Genomic DNA, 16,745 nt, shown 5'->3' with positions numbered 1-16,745 from the left:
GGACAGCGAACATCTTATCCACAGAAGCGCCAACAGAGATTGGGGGCAAGTATTGGCTCGCGGGCAAAGTTATCCTCGGGAAAAAGCTTGAAAAAACCGCGAGTTAGGCTGGTTGTTTTTTGTACGAAGGGCTGCAGGGTTTGATTGGCGTGGGGTGTAGCGAGGGGCGAACATGTTATCCACAGAAGCACTAACAGGGATTGTGGGTAAATCCAAAAATCCCTGGGGATTGTGGGTATGCCCATACTCTGTGATCGACATCGAACCACTGTGGGAGCGGGCTTGCTCGCGAAGGCGGTGAATCAGGCGACATTGATGTTGGATGTGACGGCCTCTTCGCGAGCAAGCCCGCTCCCACAGGGATTGGGTTCACATGCCTTATGGCCGATACATCAGATAAGCCTCGCCGGTAACCCGAATCATCGGGTGCGGTGTGATCTGGCAGGTGTCGACGATACGGAAGCCATGCCGTTGATAGAACCGACAGGCGCCGGTATTGGCCGCGTAGTCGATCAAGCTCAAGCCGTTGAGCCCCAGCTGATTGGCCCGGTCGTACGCGTAGGCGAGGAATTGTTGGCCCAAGCCCTGATTGCGCCAGCCTTCATGCAGCGCCAGGCTCGAAATATAAAGGGTGTCGGGGATTTCCATCGTGGCATACGGCGCCAGGACCGGATCGGTGACGGGAGCGGCCAGCGGGTCGTAACGCATCACGTAGCTGTGCAGCATGCCGATGACGTTCCCCTCAGCCTGCGCGATCAGGCAGTTCTGCCAGGAGAAGTCGACGTCGTCACGGGCGTAGCGACTGGCACCGACATCCAGCAAGTCCTGGCCGGGCTGCGCCAGTTGGCTCCAGATGTAATCCGCGGCACCTTCCGATGAAATCTGAAACAAGCGAGCAATCTCCCGCGCATCCGCGCGCAGGGCCGAACGAAATTCAACTGCCATTATTTCCCCCTGTGGGAGCGGGCTTGCTCGCGAAAGCGGTGGCTCAGTCGACATCAATGTTGAATGTCAGTCCGCTTTCGCGAGCAAGCCCGCTCCCACATTATTAGATCTACGCTGGTTATCTGTTAGCGGACGACGCCTTCTTCAATCAACAACTTCAGAATTGCTTCGGCCCCGGCTTGCGCAGTGACGCCTTTAAGCACCTGCCCGCCCCCACCGCTGGCCTTGGCCGTCGCGGCTTTCATGCGGTCTGCGCCGCTTTTGGCCTTGATCACTTTCAGGCGTTTAGGCCGTGGTTTGGCCGGTTGCAGGGTTGCGACCGCCAGCAGTTCATCGTCGATGACTTCGACGTCTTCAGCCTGCAACACCCCACGCCGGGCTGGGCCGTAAGCGCTTTGCCGAGGCTTCGGCGCTGCGTTATCCACAGTCGCCAGAAACGGCAGCCGTACTTTCAAGCGACGGCGTTGACCACGTGGCAACGCTTGCAACACCAGGGCCGAATTACCGTCGATGGATTCGACCTGAGCCAGTCCCACCACCAGCGGCCAGCCGAGGCTTTCAGCCAGCAGGAACGGCAACATGCCAGAGCCCTCACCGGTTTCAGCCTGGCTGCCGGTCAGAACGACCTGCGCCCCGGCATCGCGAAGATAAGCAGTCAACGCCGGCAGCGCGTCGGCGCCTTCCGGCTGTTCCAGAACATGCAGTTGTTCCAGGCCCATGCCCAAATAGGCACGCAATGCAGGTTCCGCGACGTCGCCGGCATGCAGCACTTGCAGGTTATCCCCAGCCAGTTGCAGGCCCAGTTCCACGGCGCGCGCGTCCTGTTCGGCGCGGCGTGGCCGGCCGGAGGTCGGGTGGGCGCCGATGGACACCAGGCTGATGACGTTAGTACTCATAACCCTTTCCTTCCCTTAAGCCGCATCGCGCTTGGCGTCGTTGCGATAAGCCGCTATCGCATCGATCAAGGCTTGAAGAATCTCGGCGCTCTCGCCGATCACCGACAGGTCGGCCCGTTTGATCATGTCGCAGCCAGGATCGAGGTTGATCGCCACCACCTTGTCGCAGGCACCGATGCCTTGCAGGTGCTGAATCGCCCCGGAAATCCCCACGGCCACATAAACCCGCGCGGTGACCCAGGTGCCCGACGCACCGACCTGACGGTCGCGGGCCATGAACCCATCGTCCACCGCCACCCGCGATGCGCCTTCGGTAGCGCCCAATGCTTCGGCTGTCCTGTGGAAAAGTCCCCAGTCCTTGACCCCGTTGCCGCCAGAGAAAATGAACTCAGCTTCGGCCATTGGAATCGCCGCCGGGTCCACCGCCACCGCGCCCAAATCTTCGATACGTGACAGGCTACGAACCACGGCTGTGGATAACTCCACCGGCAAGGCTTCGTGACGGGTTTCGCTGACAGGTTCGGCGCATTCAACAGCGGCCAGAATCAAGCGTGCTACCGGGCGCGCAAGGTCTTGCAAGCCCGCACCGGCGCGGCCGATGCATTCCTGGTCCTTGACCTGCCAGACCCGCGTGGCCGGGCGTTCGCCCAGTGCCGCGGCAAAGCGTCGACCGAGTTCGCCACCACCGCTGCGGCTGTCCGGCAGCAACCAGTGACGCGGGTTGAACTGGTTATCCACAGCCCGCAGGCCCTGGACCCGTTGTTCCGGTGCATAACCGCTGAATTCATCACCATCGAGCACCAGCAAGCGATCGACACCTGCGGTGGCGAAAGCGTTTTCTTTGTGTTCGCCGAAAACCACTGCAAGCACCGCGCCGTCGTTGCCGGCCAACTGATGAGCGAGGCCGAGCAAGTCGCGGTCGTGGCTGCTCAAGCGACCGCCGACCATGTCCGGCACCACGCAGATGTAAAACGCTGGTGCAGGCACTTGATGCAGCGGCAGTTGCACTTCAACGGCGGCCGAACGTTTGGTCGCCCCGCCCTGCTGTGCGCCGCTGCGGTCGATGCGCTTGATGCCGTTAGGCCCGATAAAACCAATGCCATGCAGATTCTTGCGGATGACGCCGTTCGGGCCCATCCAGCTGTGTTGCGCCGGTTGCATCGCCGCGTGCAGCGGGTGCAAACGGTTACGGGCAATCCATTCGGCGCGGGGGTCGCGGCGGATAATGTCGCTCATCAGTGGGCCTCCGCAGGTTCACGTTTGGCCGGGGTGCTCGGCTTGCTCGGTGCGGCGTCTTCGAGCAATGCATCGGCCACCAGTTCGGCGATGTCCTTGATCAGCGGACGCGGTTCGACCACGCCTTCGAGCATCGCGGTGCATTGTGGGCAACCCACAGCTACCAGTTCGGCGCCGGTTTCACGAATGTCGTCCATGCGCATGTCGGGGATCCGTTGCTTGCCCGGAATGTCGGTGATCGGCGCACCGCCACCGCCACCGCAGCAGCGCGAGCGGAAACCGGAGCGTTGCATTTCCTTCACTTCAATCCCGAGGGCGCGCAGCACTTCACGCGGCGCCTCGTATTCACCGTTGTAGCGACCGAGGTAGCACGGGTCGTGATAAGTCACGCTGGTGCCTTTGTGCTGGCCGAGGTTCAGGGCGCCAGCGTCGATGATTTCGGCCATGTAGGTGCTGTGGTGCTGCACGAGGTAGTTGCCGTCGAAGGCGCCGTACTCGTTTTTCAGCACGTGGAAGCTGTGCGGGTCGCAGGTGACGATGCGGTTGAAGCTGTATTTCGCCAGGGTCTGGATGTTGCGTTTGGCCAACAACTGGAAGGTCGCTTCGTCGCCCAGGCGTCGGGCCACGTCACCGCTGTCGCGTTCTTCAAGACCGAGCACCGCGAAGTCGACCTTGGCCGCTTTCAGCACTTTGACGAAGGCGCGCAAAGTGCGCTGGTTGCGCATGTCGAAGGCACCGTCGCCGACCCAGAACAGCACGTCGACCGACTTCTTCTCGCTGAGCAGGTTGAGGTTCAAGTCCGCCGCCCAGTTCATCCGCCCGCCTGGGGCGAAGCCGCCAGGGTTGTCAGTGGCGATCAGGTTTTCCAGGACTTCGGCGCCCTTGTTTGGCGTGGCGCCTTTTTCCAGCGTCAGATGGCGGCGCATGTCGACGATGGCGTCGACGTGCTCGATCATCATCGGGCATTCCTCGACGCAGGCGCGGCACGTGGTGCAGGACCAGAGGGTTTCGGCGTCCACCAGACCGTTAACGATCGGTTGATGCGGGTTACCGGCGTGTTCACCGATGGCTTTGCCGGGATAGGGGCTGCCAGCGAACTTGGCGTCGGTGCCGCCGGCCAAGCCGACGACCATGTCTTGAATTAGTTTTTTCGGGTTCAGCGGCTGGCCGGCGGCGAACGCCGGGCACGCTGCTTCGCATTTACCGCACTGTACGCAGGCGTCGAAACCGAGCAGTTGGTTCCAAGTGAAATCCTTGGGTTTTTCCACGCCCAGCGGCGCGGTCGGGTCGCTCAGGTCCAGCGGTTTCAAACCGGTGGAACGACCACCATTAAAGCGTTCAGCGCGACGGTGCCAGGCCAGGTGCAGGGCACCAGCGAAGGCGTGCTTCATCGGTCCGCCCCAGGTCATGCCGAAGAACAATTCCGAGACGCCCCAGAGCACGCCGACACCGAGGATTGCCGCCAACAGCCAACCGCCGAAGTTTTCCGGGAGGATGCCGGCGACCGGCAGGGTCAACAGGAAGAAGCTCGCGGAGAATGCCAACAGGCTTTTGGGCAAACGCATCCATGGCCCTTTGGACAGGCGGGCCGGTGGGTGGCGACGGCGCAGGAACATGAAAATCGCACCGACGAACATCACCGCCGTCATCAGCAACAGTGCATAGCCGAGGAAGCGGTTATGCAGGCCAAAACCGTGCACCAGAATTGCCAGCACGATGGACGCCACCGCACCACCGGCCGTGGCCACGTGGGTGTTGGCGATGTATTTGTCCCGCGCGACCACGTGGTGCAAGTCGACCATGTAGCGCTTGGGCATGGCCAGCAGGCCGCCGATCAGGTCGACTTTCGAAGCCCGGCCCCGGCGCCACATAGCCACCCGCCGCAACGCGCCCAGGACACCCAGGCCCAGGGCAGCGAACAGCAGGATTGGAAGAAGGGTGTTCAACATGTGGAGCTCCCAAAGACCTCGGGGTCTTGCACGGGTTCATGTGCGTGCCGATGAAGGCCTGGCACCTACCTGTGGCGAGGGGGCTTGCCCCCGTTCGGCTGCGAAGCAGTCGTAAACCGGCCAACGCGTTCTTACTGACAGACCGCATTGGCTGATTTTGGGGCCGCTTCGCAGCCCAACGGGGGCAAGCCCCCTCGCCACAGTGATGGTGGTGATGCGCTTAGAAATCCTTGCACAACCGCAGGGCGTCGTAGATCGCCGCGTGGGTGTTGCGCTGGGCCACGCAGTCGCCGATGCGGAACAGCAAGTAGCCGTCACCCGCCTGGCTCAGCGATGGCTGCGGCTTGATCGCGAACAAGGCTTCGATGTCCATCTGGCCTTTGTTGCGCGACGCTTCCTTCAGCGCGTAATAGATTTCTTCGTCCGGACGCACGCCGTTTTCGACGACGACCTGGTCCACCACCCGCTCCTCTTTGGCGCCGGTGTATTCGTTTTCCAGCACCGCCACCAACTTGTCGCCTTCGCGGTAGACCTTCTCCAGCATCATGTCGCCGGTCATGATCACTTCTTTGGGGTACATGCTGCGGTAGTACGTCGGGAACGATGTGCCGCCAATCGCCACGCCCGGTTTGATGTCGTCGGTGACGATCTCGACCTGGCTGCCCTTGTCGGCGAGGAAGTCGGCAGTGGACATCCCGGTGAATTCGCAAATGGTGTCGTAGACCAGCACGTTCTTGCCCGGCGCTACTTTGCCGTCAAGGATGTCCCAACTGCTGACCACCAGGCCTTCCGCCGCGCCCCAGTGTTCGTTCTGCTCCAGGAATGGATGGCCGCCAACCGCGAGCACCACCACGTCCGGACGCAGGTCGAGAATGGTCGCCGCATCGGCGGCCACGCCCAGGCGCAGGTCGACTTTCAGCCGCGCCAGCTCAAGCTGGAACCAGCGAGTGATACCGGCAATCTGGTCCCGTTGCGGGGCTTTCGAAGCAGTGGTGATCTGCCCGCCGATGAATTCTTTCTTTTCGAACAGGGTCACGTCGTGGCCACGTTCGGCCGACACGCGAGCCGCTTCCATCCCGGCAGGACCGGCACCGACCACCACGACTTTGCGTTTCACACCGGTCGATTTCTCGATGATGTGCGGCACGCCCATGTATTCACGGGAGGTCGCGGCGTTCTGGATGCACAGTACGTCCAGGCCCTGGTACTGACGGTCGATGCAATAGTTGGCACCGACGCATTGTTTGATCTGGTCGACCTGGCCCATTTTGATCTTGGCGATCAGGTGCGGGTCAGCGATGTGGGCGCGGGTCATGCCGACCATGTCGACGTAGCCGCCCTCCAGAATCCGCGTTGCCTGGTTCGGGTCCTTGATGTTCTGCGCGTGCAGCACCGGAGCCTTCACCACTTCCTTGATACCGGCCGCCAAATGCAGGAATGGCTCCGGTGGATAACTCATGTTCGGGATAACGTTGGCCAGGGTGTTGTGGGTGTCGCAACCCGAACCGACCACGCCGATGAAGTCGATCATGCCAGTGTCGTCGTAGTACTTGGCGATCTGCTTCATGTCCTCGTGGGACAAGCCGTCCGGGTGGAACTCGTCACCGCACAGACGGATGCCGACACAGAAATCCGGGCCGACTTCCTTGCGAACAGCCTTGAGGACTTCGAGGCCGAAACGCATGCGGTTCTCGAAGCTGCCGCCCCATTCGTCGGTACGTTTGTTGACGCGCGGGCTCCAGAACTGGTCGATCATGTGCTGGTGCACCGCCGACAGTTCAACGCCGTCCAGGCCACCGGCCTTGGCGCGGCCAGCCGCGGTGGCGTAGTTGCCGATCACCCGCCAGATTTCTTCCGGCTCGATGGTTTTGCAGGTCGCGCGGTGCACCGGTTCACGGATGCCCGATGGCGACAGCAGCGTTGGCCAATGCTCGCCGTCCCAACGCGAGCGTCGGCCCATGTGGGTAATCTGGATCATGATCTTGGCGCCATGCTTGTGCATGGCATCGGCCAGATTCTGGAAGTGCGGGATAATCCGGTCATCGGCCAGGTTGACCGATTTCCACCAGCCTTGCGGGCTGTCAATGGCCACGCTGGAGGAACCGCCGCAAATCGCCAGGCCGATCCCGCCCTTGGCTTTCTCTTCGTAATACTTGACGTACCGGTCGGTGGTCATGCCGCCGTCGGTGGCATAAACCTCGGCGTGCGCGGTGCTGAGCACGCGGTTACGGATGGTCAGTTTGCCGATCTGGATCGGCTGGAACATTGCTTCGAAAGCCATGGCGGGGTCCTCGACTTACAACGGCTTGACGGTGAACAAACCGTCGTCGTGGCCTTCTTCGGAGCCACCGTAGACTTGCTCGGCAACGGTGCGGATGCTGCTGCCGCGGGCTTGCAGAATCTGGTCCATGGCACCGGCAAACCAACCAGTGAACATGTAGTCGACCTTGCGGCCGACCTTGCCGTACACGTAGACGAACGCCGAGTGTTCAAGCTTGACGCTGGCGGTGCCTTTGTCGAGGTCGATGTCCTGGATCTTGAACAGGCCCCAGCCGCGTTGCGACAGGCGTTTCATGTAGTGTTCGAACACCGCGACGCCTTCCAGACCGTGGCATTCAGCTTCTTTTTCACACCAGTGCCAGGCGGATTTGTAGCCGGCCTTGTAGAGAATTTCGGCGTAGGCGTCGCTGCCCAGCACTTCCTCGATGCCCATGTGGTTGTTGACGAAGAAGTGACGCGGTACGTACAGCATTGGCAGGGCGTCGGAGGTCCAGACACCGGTTTCGCTGTCGACTTCGATTGGCAATTGCGGGGCGATCTTGGCCATGGAAACTTAACTCCAGAAAATTTGGGTGTTGCCCCCGGCGCGGACGGCCGGGGGAAAGGATTCTTCAGATGCGGCGGCTTATTCGCCCCAGACGTCTTTGAGGACGTTGACCCAGTTCTCGCCCATGATCTTGCGGACCACGCGCTCGGAGTGGCCGCGCTTGAGCAGCGTCTCGGTCAGGTTCGGGAACTCGCCGACGGTGCGGATGCCCAGCGGGTTGATGATCTTGCCGAAGCTGGTCAGACGGCGGGCGTAGCCCTTGTCGTGGGTCAGCATTTCGAAAAAATCCTGGCCATGACCCTGGGTGAAGTCGGTGCCGATGCCGATGGCGTCTTCGCCGACGATGTTCATGGTGTATTCGATGGCTTCGGCGTAGTCGTCGATGGTCGAATCGATGCCCTTGGCGAGGAACGGCGCGAACATGGTCACGCCGACAAAACCGCCGTGGTCAGCAATGAACTTCAGTTCTTCATCGGACTTGTTGCGCGGGTGCTCTTTAAGACCCGACGGCAGGCAGTGGGAGTAGCAGACTGGCTTTTTGGATTCGAGGATGACTTCTTCGGAAGTCTTGGAACCCACGTGGGACAGGTCGCACATGATGCCGACGCGGTTCATCTCGGCGACGATCTCGCGACCGAAGCCCGACAACCCACCATCACGCTCGTAGCAACCGGTGCCGACGAGGTTCTGGGTGTTGTAGCACATCTGCACCACGCCAACGCCGAGCTGCTTGAAGATCTCGACATAGCCGAGTTGGTCTTCAAAGGCATGGGCGTTCTGGAAACCGAAAATGATCCCGGTCTTACCCTGCTCCTTGGCTTTACGGATGTCAGCGGTGGTTTTCACCGGGATCACCAGATCGCTGTTCTCGCGGATCAGCTTCTGGCTCGCGGCGATGTTATTGATAGTGGCCTGGAAGCCTTCCCACACCGACACAGTGCAGTTGGCTGCGGTCAAACCGCCCTTGCGCATGTCTTCGAACAGTTCGCGGTTCCACTTGGCGATAATCAGCCCGTCGATAACGATGCTGTCGGCGTGCAATTCGGCTGGGCTCATCAGGCAGTCCCCTATTAGCGATTCATGCGCCGAATCGTGTGCCGGCGCTTTGGGGCCAGCATATGCCTGAGGACCGGGGCAGCCGGGTGCAAAAACGACAGGGGGTTTGCCGAAAGCGTCAATCTGCGACAAAGGGTCGTTGTCGGGCATGATCGCCCACCTGTTCAAGGGCCTGCGCATGGGCCAGAATTCGCGGCATTACTGAATTGGCACTGAAAAAAGGGCGGCGGCGCAATGAAATCAATCTTCCTGGCTTTGGCACTAATAGCGACCGGCGTACAGGCGGCCGAAGAGTCCGAGAACAACCCCTGCGATGCCGTCGAAAACGACGTCCAGACCCTGGAATGCTCGGCCTACAGCCGAACCACCGCCGAGCAATTGCTCAAAGACAACTACCAGGGGCTGAACGAGCGTCTGCAAGCGGCTTATAGCAAGAACGCGGCGCAATTGGCCGACATCTCCGCCAAGCTCAAGGTTGCTGAGCAGCAATGGCAGAAGACCCGGGATGCGGATTGCGCAGTGGAAGCCTTCCCGGCGACGAGTGGTAGCAAGGCGTTTACGATTGCGCAGAATGATTGCGTGGCACGGATGAGCGATGAGCGGTCGGAGTTTTTGGAGTCGATTTCGCAGGAGTGAGGCTGTAATGGAAAACAATATGATCCCCCACGAAGTAGTCATCCGTATCACCGACGGCGCGCTCCCGGTTCAGGCTTGGCGTGAATACCTGAACCTTACTCAGGATGAAGTTGCCGAACGCATGGGCGTTTCGCAATCGGCCTTTGCCGAGCTAGAAAGCGTTTCGAAGCCCCGCAAGTAAACCCGCGAGAAGATTGCATCCGCATTTGGCATCAACGCCGATCAGCTTGAGCTGTAAGCTGCACGCCATCAGCCAGTTAAGGGATTCAAATGAAAATCTGCGGCATCGAAATCAAAGGCAGCGAAGCGATCATCGCCGTGGCCTCCCTCGACGGTCAGGCGCTGAGCCACGTCGCCCTGGCCACCAAGAAAATTGCTTTGGACGATGACGACGAGGCCGCCAACGTCAAAGTCTTCGCCGCTCAGGTCGCCTCGTTTGTGCGTGAGAATGCCATTGATCGGATTGCGATCAAGAAGCGCAGCAAGAAAGGTGAGTTTGCCGGTGGGCCGACCACGTTCAAGATCGAGGGCGTTTTCCAGTTACTGGACAATTGCGAGGTGACGCTGCTGTCGCCGCAGACGATCAATGCGCAGAACAAGAAGTTTGATTTTGAACTGCCGGGGTCGCTGAACAAGTATCAGCATGAGGCGTTCAAAGCGGCGTGTTCTGCGCTGATGAAGAAATAATCCTCTCTCCCAGACAATGAAGATCAACTGTGGGAGCGGGCTTGCTCGCGAATGCGGTGGGTCAGTCACTTCAAATCTCGACTGATGCACCGCATTCGCGAGCAAGCCCGCTCCCACATTGGTTTTGTGTCTGGCTCAGACCTTCGCGGTACGCCGGTCTTCCCGCGGACACCGCTCAAACCGCGCCCGATAACTGCGGGTGAAATACGACGGCGATTCAAACCCGCACGCGATGCTCACTTCCAGCACGCTCATATCCGTCTGGCGCAACAACTGCCGGGCCTTCTCCAGCCGTAGCCGCAGATAAAAGTTGCTCGGCGTATCGTTCAGGTGCAGGCGAAACAGGCGTTCCAGTTGGCGCCGGGTCACCTTTATTGACTCCGCCAAATCCAGCGTGCTCAGCGGCGGTTCGCTGTGTTGCTCCATCTCTCCAATCACATGCACAAGCTTCTTGTTGCTGATGCCATAACGCGTGGCGACTTCCATGCGCTGGTGGTCTTTGCGTGGGCGGATGCGGCCGAGCACGAATTGTTCGCTGACCTGGATCGCCAGTTCCGGGCCGTGGGCCTGGCCGATGAGGTCGAGCATCAGGTCGATGGACGCGGTGCCGCCCGCCGAGGTGATGCGGCGGCGATCGATCTCGAACAGTTCCTGGGTGACGCTGAGCTGTGGATAAGATTCCTTGAACGCGTCGATGGCTTCCCAGTGCAGGGTCAGGCGATGGCCGTCGAGCAAGCCAGCTTCGGCAAGGACGAAGCTGCCGGTGTCGATGGCGCCGAGGGTCACGCCTTCGTTGTCCAGCCGGCGCAGCCAGTGCTCCAGCGCCGGGGTAGCGAATTTCAGCGGTTCGAAACCGGCGATCACCAACAGCGTCGCGCCTTTCTTCAGCGGCTCCAGCGCCGCGTCGGCGTTGACCGACATGCCGTTGCTGGCCAACACCGCGCCGCCATCGGCACTCAATACATGCCAGCGATACAGCTCGCCACGAAAGCGATTGGCGACCCGTAGCGGCTCAATTGCCGAGATAAAACCGATGGCCGAGAAACCCGGCATCAACATGAAGTAGAAATCCTGGGACATGGAGCGCACTCGACTGGCAGGTAACGAGAGGGCGGGAAGCGTGTGGACGTTGATACGCCAGTTGTCCACGGCATTCAAGAGGTCAGGTCGCTGCAGTGCAAGAGCTGGTCGCCGCAGTGCGCTTTCATGGGGGCTTAGCTGCGTAACTTGGCATCACCGGCGCACGAAGACACCGGGACCCACAATAACGACCTGCCGAGGAACCCACCATGAAACGACTGATCAGCAGCTGTGTTCTTGCACTCAGCGGTACCGCTTTCTTGAGCGCCAGTGTCATGGCGGCCGAACCTGCTGCGTGCCAGAACGTGCGCATGGGCGTAGTGAACTGGACCGACGTGATCGCCACCAGCGCCATGACCCAGGTATTGCTCGATGGCCTCGGCTACAACACCAAACAAACCAGCGCGTCCCAGCAAATCATCTTCGCCGGGATCCGCGACCAGCGCCTGGACATGTTCCTGGGCTACTGGAACCCGCTGATGACCCAGACCATCACCCCGTTCGTTGATGGCAAGCAGGTCAAAGTGCTGGAAGCGCCGAGCCTGAAAGACGCCCGCGCGACCCTCGCCGTACCGACTTACCTCGCCGACAAAGGCCTGAAAACCTTCGCCGACATCGCCAAGTTCGAAAAAGAACTGGGCGGCAAGATCTACGGCATCGAGCCAGGCTCGGGCGCCAACACCCAGATCAAGGCGATGATCGCCAAGAACCAGTTTGGCCTCGGCAAATTCCAGCTGGTCGAGTCCAGTGAGGCCGGCATGCTCGCGGCGGTGGATCGCGCTGTGCGCCGCAACGAAGCCGTGGTGTTCTTCGGCTGGGCGCCGCACCCGATGAACGTCAACGTGAAAATGACCTACCTCACCGGCAGCGACGACGCCCTGGGCCCGAACGAAGGCATGGCCACGGTCTGGACTGTCACCGCACCGAAATACGCCGAACAATGCCCGAACGTCAGCCGTTTGCTGAACAACCTGACGTTCACCGCCGCCGATGAGAGCCGGATGATGCAGCCGCTGCTGGATCACAAGGACGCCTTCGCATCAGCCAAGCAATGGCTGCAAGATCACCCGCAAGACAAGCAGCGCTGGCTCGAAGGTGTGACCACCTTCGATGGCAAACCGGCCGCCGACAACCTGCAATTGACCAGTAAATAAATCCGACATCAATAACCGACTCGCAGCCCGTGAAGGGCTGCGTCCGGACACATCACGCCTGCAAGGAACTCGCCTCATGAACCACGACGTCATCATCACCTGCGCACTCACCGGTGCTGGCGACACGACCGCCAGAAGCCCACACGTGCCGGTCACCCCGAAACAAATCGCGGCCGCCGCCGTGGAAGCCGCCAAGGCTGGCGCCACCGTGGTCCACTGCCACGTTCGCGACCCCGAAACCGGCAAGTTCAGCCGTGACGTAGCGCTGTACCGCGAAGTGATGGAGCGGATCCGCGAGGCGGACGTCGACATCATCGTCAACCTCACCGCCGGCATGGGCGGCGACCTGGAAATCGGCGCGGGCGAAAATCCGATGGAGTTCGGCCCGAACACTGACCTGGTCGGCCCGTTGACCCGTCTGGCCCACGTTGAAGCACTGCTGCCGGAAATCTGCACCCTCGATTGCGGCACCCTGAACTTCGGCGATGGCGACACCATTTACGTCTCCACCCCGGCCCAGCTGCGCGCTGGCGCCAAACGCATTCAAGAGCTTGGCGTGAAAGCCGAGCTGGAAATCTTCGACACCGGTCACCTGTGGTTCGCCAAGCAGATGATCAAGGAAGGCTTGCTCGACAACCCGCTGTTCCAGCTGTGCCTAGGCATCCCGTGGGGCGCGCCGGCCGACACCACCACCATGAAAGCCATGGTCGACAACTTGCCGGCCGACGCAGTCTGGGCGGGGTTTGGCATCGGTCGCATGCAAATGCCGATGGCCGCACAAGCGGTGCTGCTCGGCGGCAACGTACGGGTCGGGCTGGAAGACAACCTGTGGCTGGACAAAGGCGTGCTGGCGACTAACGGCCAACTGGTCGAACGCGCCAGCGAAATCCTCAGCCGCCTCGGCGCTCGTGTCCTGACCCCAGCGGAAGGCCGGGCAAAAATGGGCCTGACCAAGCGCGGTTAACCCCCCCACACACCTCACCTGTGGGAGCGGGCTTGCGTGGCGAGGGGGCTTGCCCCCGTTGGGTCGCGAAGCGGCCCTAAAACCTGCAACCGCGGTGTGTCAGGCATACCGCATGCGATGGTTTACGACTGCTTCGCAGCCGAACGGGGCAAGCCCCCTCGCCACAAAAGTCCGCCCCACAGGGGTTCACTGAATCTCTTTAGGAAGTCGCCATGAGCTTTATCACCGAAATCAAAACCTTCGCCGCGCTGGGCAGCGGTGTCATCGGCAGCGGTTGGGTCTCCCGCGCCCTCGCCCACGGCCTCGACGTGGTGGCGTGGGACCCGGCGCCCGGTGCCGAAGCGGCCCTGCGCAAGCGTGTCGCCAATGCCTGGGGCGCTCTGGAAAAACAAGGCCTGGCACCGGGTGCATCACAGGATCGGCTGCGCTTTGTCGCGACGATTGAAGAGTGCGTGCGCGACGCGGATTTCATCCAGGAGAGTGCCCCTGAACGCCTGGAACTGAAACTCGAATTGCACGGCAAAATCAGCGCGGCGGCCAAGCCCAACGCACTGATCGGCTCCAGCACCTCGGGGCTTTTACCGAGCGAGTTCTACGAAGGTTCGACCCACCCGGAACGTTGCGTGGTCGGGCATCCGTTTAACCCGGTTTATCTGCTGCCGTTGGTGGAAGTGGTCGGTGGCAAAAACACCGCGCCAGACGCCATTCAAGCGGCGATCAAAGTCTATGAATCCTTGGGCATGCGCCCGCTGCATGTACGCAAGGAAGTGCCGGGTTTTATCGCCGACCGTTTACTCGAAGCGCTGTGGCGTGAGGCGCTGCACCTGGTCAACGACGGTGTGGCGACCACCGGTGAAATCGACGATGCGATTCGCTTTGGCGCCGGGTTGCGCTGGTCGTTTATGGGGACGTTTTTGACCTACACCTTGGCGGGCGGCGATGCCGGGATGCGGCACTTCATGGCGCAGTTCGGGCCGGCGTTGCAGTTGCCGTGGACGTATCTGCCGGCGCCGGAGCTGACGGACAAGTTAATTGATGATGTGGTGGATGGGACCAGTGATCAGTTGGGTACGCACAGCATTTCGGCACTGGAGCGCTATCGTGATGATTGCCTGCTGGCGGTGCTGGAGGCGGTGAAGACCACCAAAGAGAAGCATGGAATGGCCTTCAGCGAGTAACCAGTCAGCAGGCCTGGCCCCTTCGCGAGCAAGCCCGCTCCCACATTGGTTCTGCGTTGTGACATAGACAGTGTTCACACCACAAATCCCCTGTGGGAGCGGGCTTGCTCGCGAAGGCGACAGCTCAGTCACCACCAACATCGGAACCTCACCCATGCCCACCCTCACCACCTACCAAACCAAAATCCTCCCCGACTGGGTCGACTACAACGGCCACTTGCGCGACGCCTTCTACCTGCTGATCTTCAGCTACGCCACCGACGCGCTGATGGATCGCCTGGGGATGGACAGCAACAACCGCGAAGCCAGCGGTCATTCGCTGTTCACCCTCGAACTGCACCTCAATTACCTGCACGAAGTGAAGCTCGACGCCGACGTCGAAGTGCACACCCAGATCATCGCTCACGACCAAAAACGCCTGCACCTCTACCACAGCCTCCACTTGGTAGGCGGTGACAAGGAACTGGCCGGCAACGAACAAATGCTGCTGCACGTCGATCTCGCCGGGCCGCGCTCCGCACCGTTCAGCGCAGAAACCTTGAGCAAACTGCAAGCCATCGTCGCCGAGCAAACCGATCTGCCAACCCCTGACTACATTGGCCGAGTGATCGCACTGCCCACACAAAAATAACAAGGAGCCCGTCATGAACACCGCCGCTGCATTTGCCGATTTCCGTACCTACCCGTTGATCAGCGCATTGGCCGGCGCGCAGACGCTGGCGGACCGCGTCCTGGTGAAATGGGCCGATGGCCGGGCCAGCCCCTTTCATCATCAATGGCTGCGGGATAACTGCCCGTGTCCGCAATGCGTCTACACCGTGACCCGCGAACAAGTACTGGAAATCGTTGATGTCGCTGAAGACCTGACACCGACCCAGGCGCGCATCGATGCTGAGGGTTGTCTGTGCATCGATTGGCAGGACGGTCATCTCAGCCGCTTCGATCCGGGCTGGCTGCGGGCGCATGCGTATGACGACGAATCCCGTGCCGAGCGTCAGGCAGGCAAGCCAAAATCCAGATTATGGAACAGCGAGCTGAAGCTGCCGGTGTTCGAGTATCAAGCACTGATGGACGACAGCGACGCCTTGTTGCAATGGCTGCTGGCGGTGCGCGATATCGGTCTGACTCAGGTGCGCGGCATACCCACCGAACCCGGCTCGTTAAAGCTGATCGCCCAGCGGATTTCCTTCATCCGCGAGAGTAATTTCGGCGTGCTGTTCAACGTGCAATCCAAAGCCAATGCCGACAGCAATGCCTACACCGCTTTCAACCTGCCGCTGCACAGCGACCTGCCGACTCGCGAGTTACAACCGGGGCTGCAATTTCTGCATTGCCTGGTCAATGACGCCGAGGGTGGCGAGAGTATTTTTGTCGACGGTTTTGCGATTGCCGAGGCGTTGCGCCAGGAAGATCCCGAGTCGTTCAAAGCTCTGTGTGAAATCCCCGTGGAGTTCCGCAACAAGGACCGCCACAGCGACTACCGCTGCCTGGCGCCGATCATTGCGCTGGATGCGTTGGGGCAGGTGTCAGAGATCCGCATGGCGAACTTTTTGCGTGGGCCGTTCGATGCTTCGGCGGAGCAGATGCCCAAGCTGTATCGCGCCTACCGACGCTTTATTGCAATGACCCGCGAGGCGCGGTTCCGGGTGATGACGCGGCTTAATCCCGGCGAGTTGTGGTGCTTCGACAATCGTCGCACGCTCCATGCCCGCAACGCGTTTGACCCAGCTACCGGCGCCCGGCATTTCCAGGGGTGTTATGTGGATCGGGATGAGTTGTTGTCGCGCATCCTCGTGTTACAGCGCTAAACCGCGTCATCGTTCATTCGCGAGCAAGCCCGCTCCCACAGTTGACCGCATTCTTCTGATAGAACTCGGTCAACTGTGGGAGCGGGCTTGCTCGCGAAAGCGGTCTCTGAATCCACACAAAACCTCCTGACTGAAAGGCAAAAAAAAGCCCCGATCAAGCCGTCACAGGATCGGGGCAGAGGGTACTGTTGAGGAGCTGTTGCGCGAGGGTGACCAAACCTTCGTGAAGCCAGCTGAATCCAGTGTGCCTACTCCCTGCCCCGGCGAGTTAGCCGAAAACGACCTGTTCATAGGTATTGCGGCCATTGCGACAAATCGTCCTTGCCGAC

General features: G+C 60.7%; 15 protein-coding genes and 1 pseudogene. 8 read left to right on the top strand and 8 right to left on the bottom strand.

The genetic code is table 11. The features are described from left to right. Nucleotides 1-378: 378 nt before the first annotated feature. From AC1MEW_RS05760 to AC1MEW_RS05730, 7 genes are all read right to left on the bottom strand, one after another. Nucleotides 379-945 carry a GNAT family N-acetyltransferase gene (locus AC1MEW_RS05760; protein WP_201189882.1) on the bottom strand — a complete coding sequence of 189 codons (567 nt, stop codon included), beginning with the start codon at nucleotides 943-945 and terminating at the stop codon, nucleotides 379-381. Nucleotides 946-1,070: 125 nt separating this feature from the next. Further along, nucleotides 1,071-1,841, bottom strand: a complete 771-nt coding sequence (etfB, locus tag AC1MEW_RS05755; protein WP_322269842.1) for an electron transfer flavoprotein subunit beta — start codon at nucleotides 1,839-1,841, stop codon at nucleotides 1,071-1,073. 15 nt (nucleotides 1,842-1,856) lie between these two features. Further along, nucleotides 1,857-3,077, bottom strand: coding sequence for an electron transfer flavoprotein subunit alpha (gene etfA, locus AC1MEW_RS05750; protein WP_322269843.1), 1,221 nt, complete (start codon nucleotides 3,075-3,077; stop codon nucleotides 1,857-1,859). Then, entirely contained in the window at nucleotides 3,077-5,026 is a 1,950-nt protein-coding gene (dgcB, locus tag AC1MEW_RS05745) for a dimethylglycine demethylation protein DgcB (RefSeq protein WP_201198381.1), read from the bottom strand. Before dgcB ends, etfA begins: the two co-directional genes overlap by 1 nt. Nucleotides 5,027-5,246: 220 nt before the next feature. Further along, nucleotides 5,247-7,307, bottom strand: coding sequence for a dimethylglycine demethylation protein DgcA (gene dgcA, locus AC1MEW_RS05740; protein WP_129440520.1), 2,061 nt, complete (start codon nucleotides 7,305-7,307; stop codon nucleotides 5,247-5,249). Nucleotides 7,308-7,322: 15 nt separating this feature from the next. Continuing rightward, nucleotides 7,323-7,853: a DUF5943 domain-containing protein gene (locus AC1MEW_RS05735; RefSeq protein WP_201198383.1), complete on the bottom strand. Its 531-nt coding sequence runs from the start codon at nucleotides 7,851-7,853 to the stop codon at nucleotides 7,323-7,325. Between the two features lie 78 nt (nucleotides 7,854-7,931). Continuing rightward, on the bottom strand, nucleotides 7,932-8,909 hold the full coding sequence (locus tag AC1MEW_RS05730) for a dipeptidase (protein WP_201198385.1): 978 nt from the start codon (nucleotides 8,907-8,909) through the stop codon (nucleotides 7,932-7,934). Between the two features lie 234 nt (nucleotides 8,910-9,143). Here AC1MEW_RS05730 and AC1MEW_RS05725 point away from each other — a divergent pair, with 234 nt between their 5' ends. The 3 genes and pseudogenes from AC1MEW_RS05725 to AC1MEW_RS05715 all read left to right on the top strand — a co-directional run bounded on the left by AC1MEW_RS05725 (nucleotide 9,144) and on the right by AC1MEW_RS05715 (nucleotide 10,232). Beyond that, complete coding sequence (locus AC1MEW_RS05725) at nucleotides 9,144-9,545, top strand: lysozyme inhibitor LprI family protein (RefSeq protein WP_480425642.1); 402 nt, start codon at nucleotides 9,144-9,146, stop codon at nucleotides 9,543-9,545. A gap of 7 nt (nucleotides 9,546-9,552) precedes the next feature. Next, nucleotides 9,553-9,726, top strand: a pseudogene (locus AC1MEW_RS05720) (helix-turn-helix domain-containing protein); the annotation flags it as partial. A gap of 89 nt (nucleotides 9,727-9,815) precedes the next feature. Continuing rightward, nucleotides 9,816-10,232 (top strand): DUF3010 family protein, encoded by a 417-nt coding sequence (locus tag AC1MEW_RS05715; RefSeq protein WP_322269847.1) that lies wholly within the window; start codon nucleotides 9,816-9,818, stop codon nucleotides 10,230-10,232. Between the two features lie 135 nt (nucleotides 10,233-10,367). On the opposite strand, the gene AC1MEW_RS05710 is transcribed toward AC1MEW_RS05715, so the two are convergent. After that, the gene (locus tag AC1MEW_RS05710; protein WP_322269848.1) at nucleotides 10,368-11,312 is read right to left on the bottom strand and encodes a GlxA family transcriptional regulator; all 945 of its coding nucleotides are present in this window, start codon (nucleotides 11,310-11,312) and stop codon (nucleotides 10,368-10,370) included. A 209-nt stretch (nucleotides 11,313-11,521) separates the two neighbouring features. Here AC1MEW_RS05710 and choX point away from each other — a divergent pair, with 209 nt between their 5' ends. The 5 genes from choX to AC1MEW_RS05685 all read left to right on the top strand — a co-directional run bounded on the left by choX (nucleotide 11,522) and on the right by AC1MEW_RS05685 (nucleotide 16,416). After that, nucleotides 11,522-12,466, top strand: coding sequence for a choline ABC transporter substrate-binding protein (gene choX, locus AC1MEW_RS05705; protein WP_480425640.1), 945 nt, complete (start codon nucleotides 11,522-11,524; stop codon nucleotides 12,464-12,466). Between the two features lie 76 nt (nucleotides 12,467-12,542). Continuing rightward, entirely contained in the window at nucleotides 12,543-13,430 is an 888-nt protein-coding gene (gene cdhC, locus AC1MEW_RS05700) for a 3-dehydrocarnitine:acetyl-CoA trimethylamine transferase CdhC (RefSeq protein ID WP_201198398.1), read from the top strand. Nucleotides 13,431-13,642: 212 nt separating this feature from the next. Continuing rightward, nucleotides 13,643-14,608 (top strand): L-carnitine dehydrogenase, encoded by a 966-nt coding sequence (locus tag AC1MEW_RS05695; RefSeq protein WP_201198400.1) that lies wholly within the window; start codon nucleotides 13,643-13,645, stop codon nucleotides 14,606-14,608. A gap of 154 nt (nucleotides 14,609-14,762) precedes the next feature. Beyond that, complete coding sequence (locus tag AC1MEW_RS05690) at nucleotides 14,763-15,239, top strand: thioesterase family protein (protein WP_201255499.1); 477 nt, start codon at nucleotides 14,763-14,765, stop codon at nucleotides 15,237-15,239. Nucleotides 15,240-15,252: 13 nt separating this feature from the next. Then, nucleotides 15,253-16,416, top strand: a complete 1,164-nt coding sequence (locus tag AC1MEW_RS05685; protein WP_201255498.1) for a gamma-butyrobetaine dioxygenase — start codon at nucleotides 15,253-15,255, stop codon at nucleotides 16,414-16,416. Nucleotides 16,417-16,745: the final 329 nt, after the last annotated feature.

It is taken from the genome of Pseudomonas sp. ASL4 (assembly GCF_056680395.1).
This window is presented reverse-complemented; position numbering and strand designations above follow the sequence as displayed.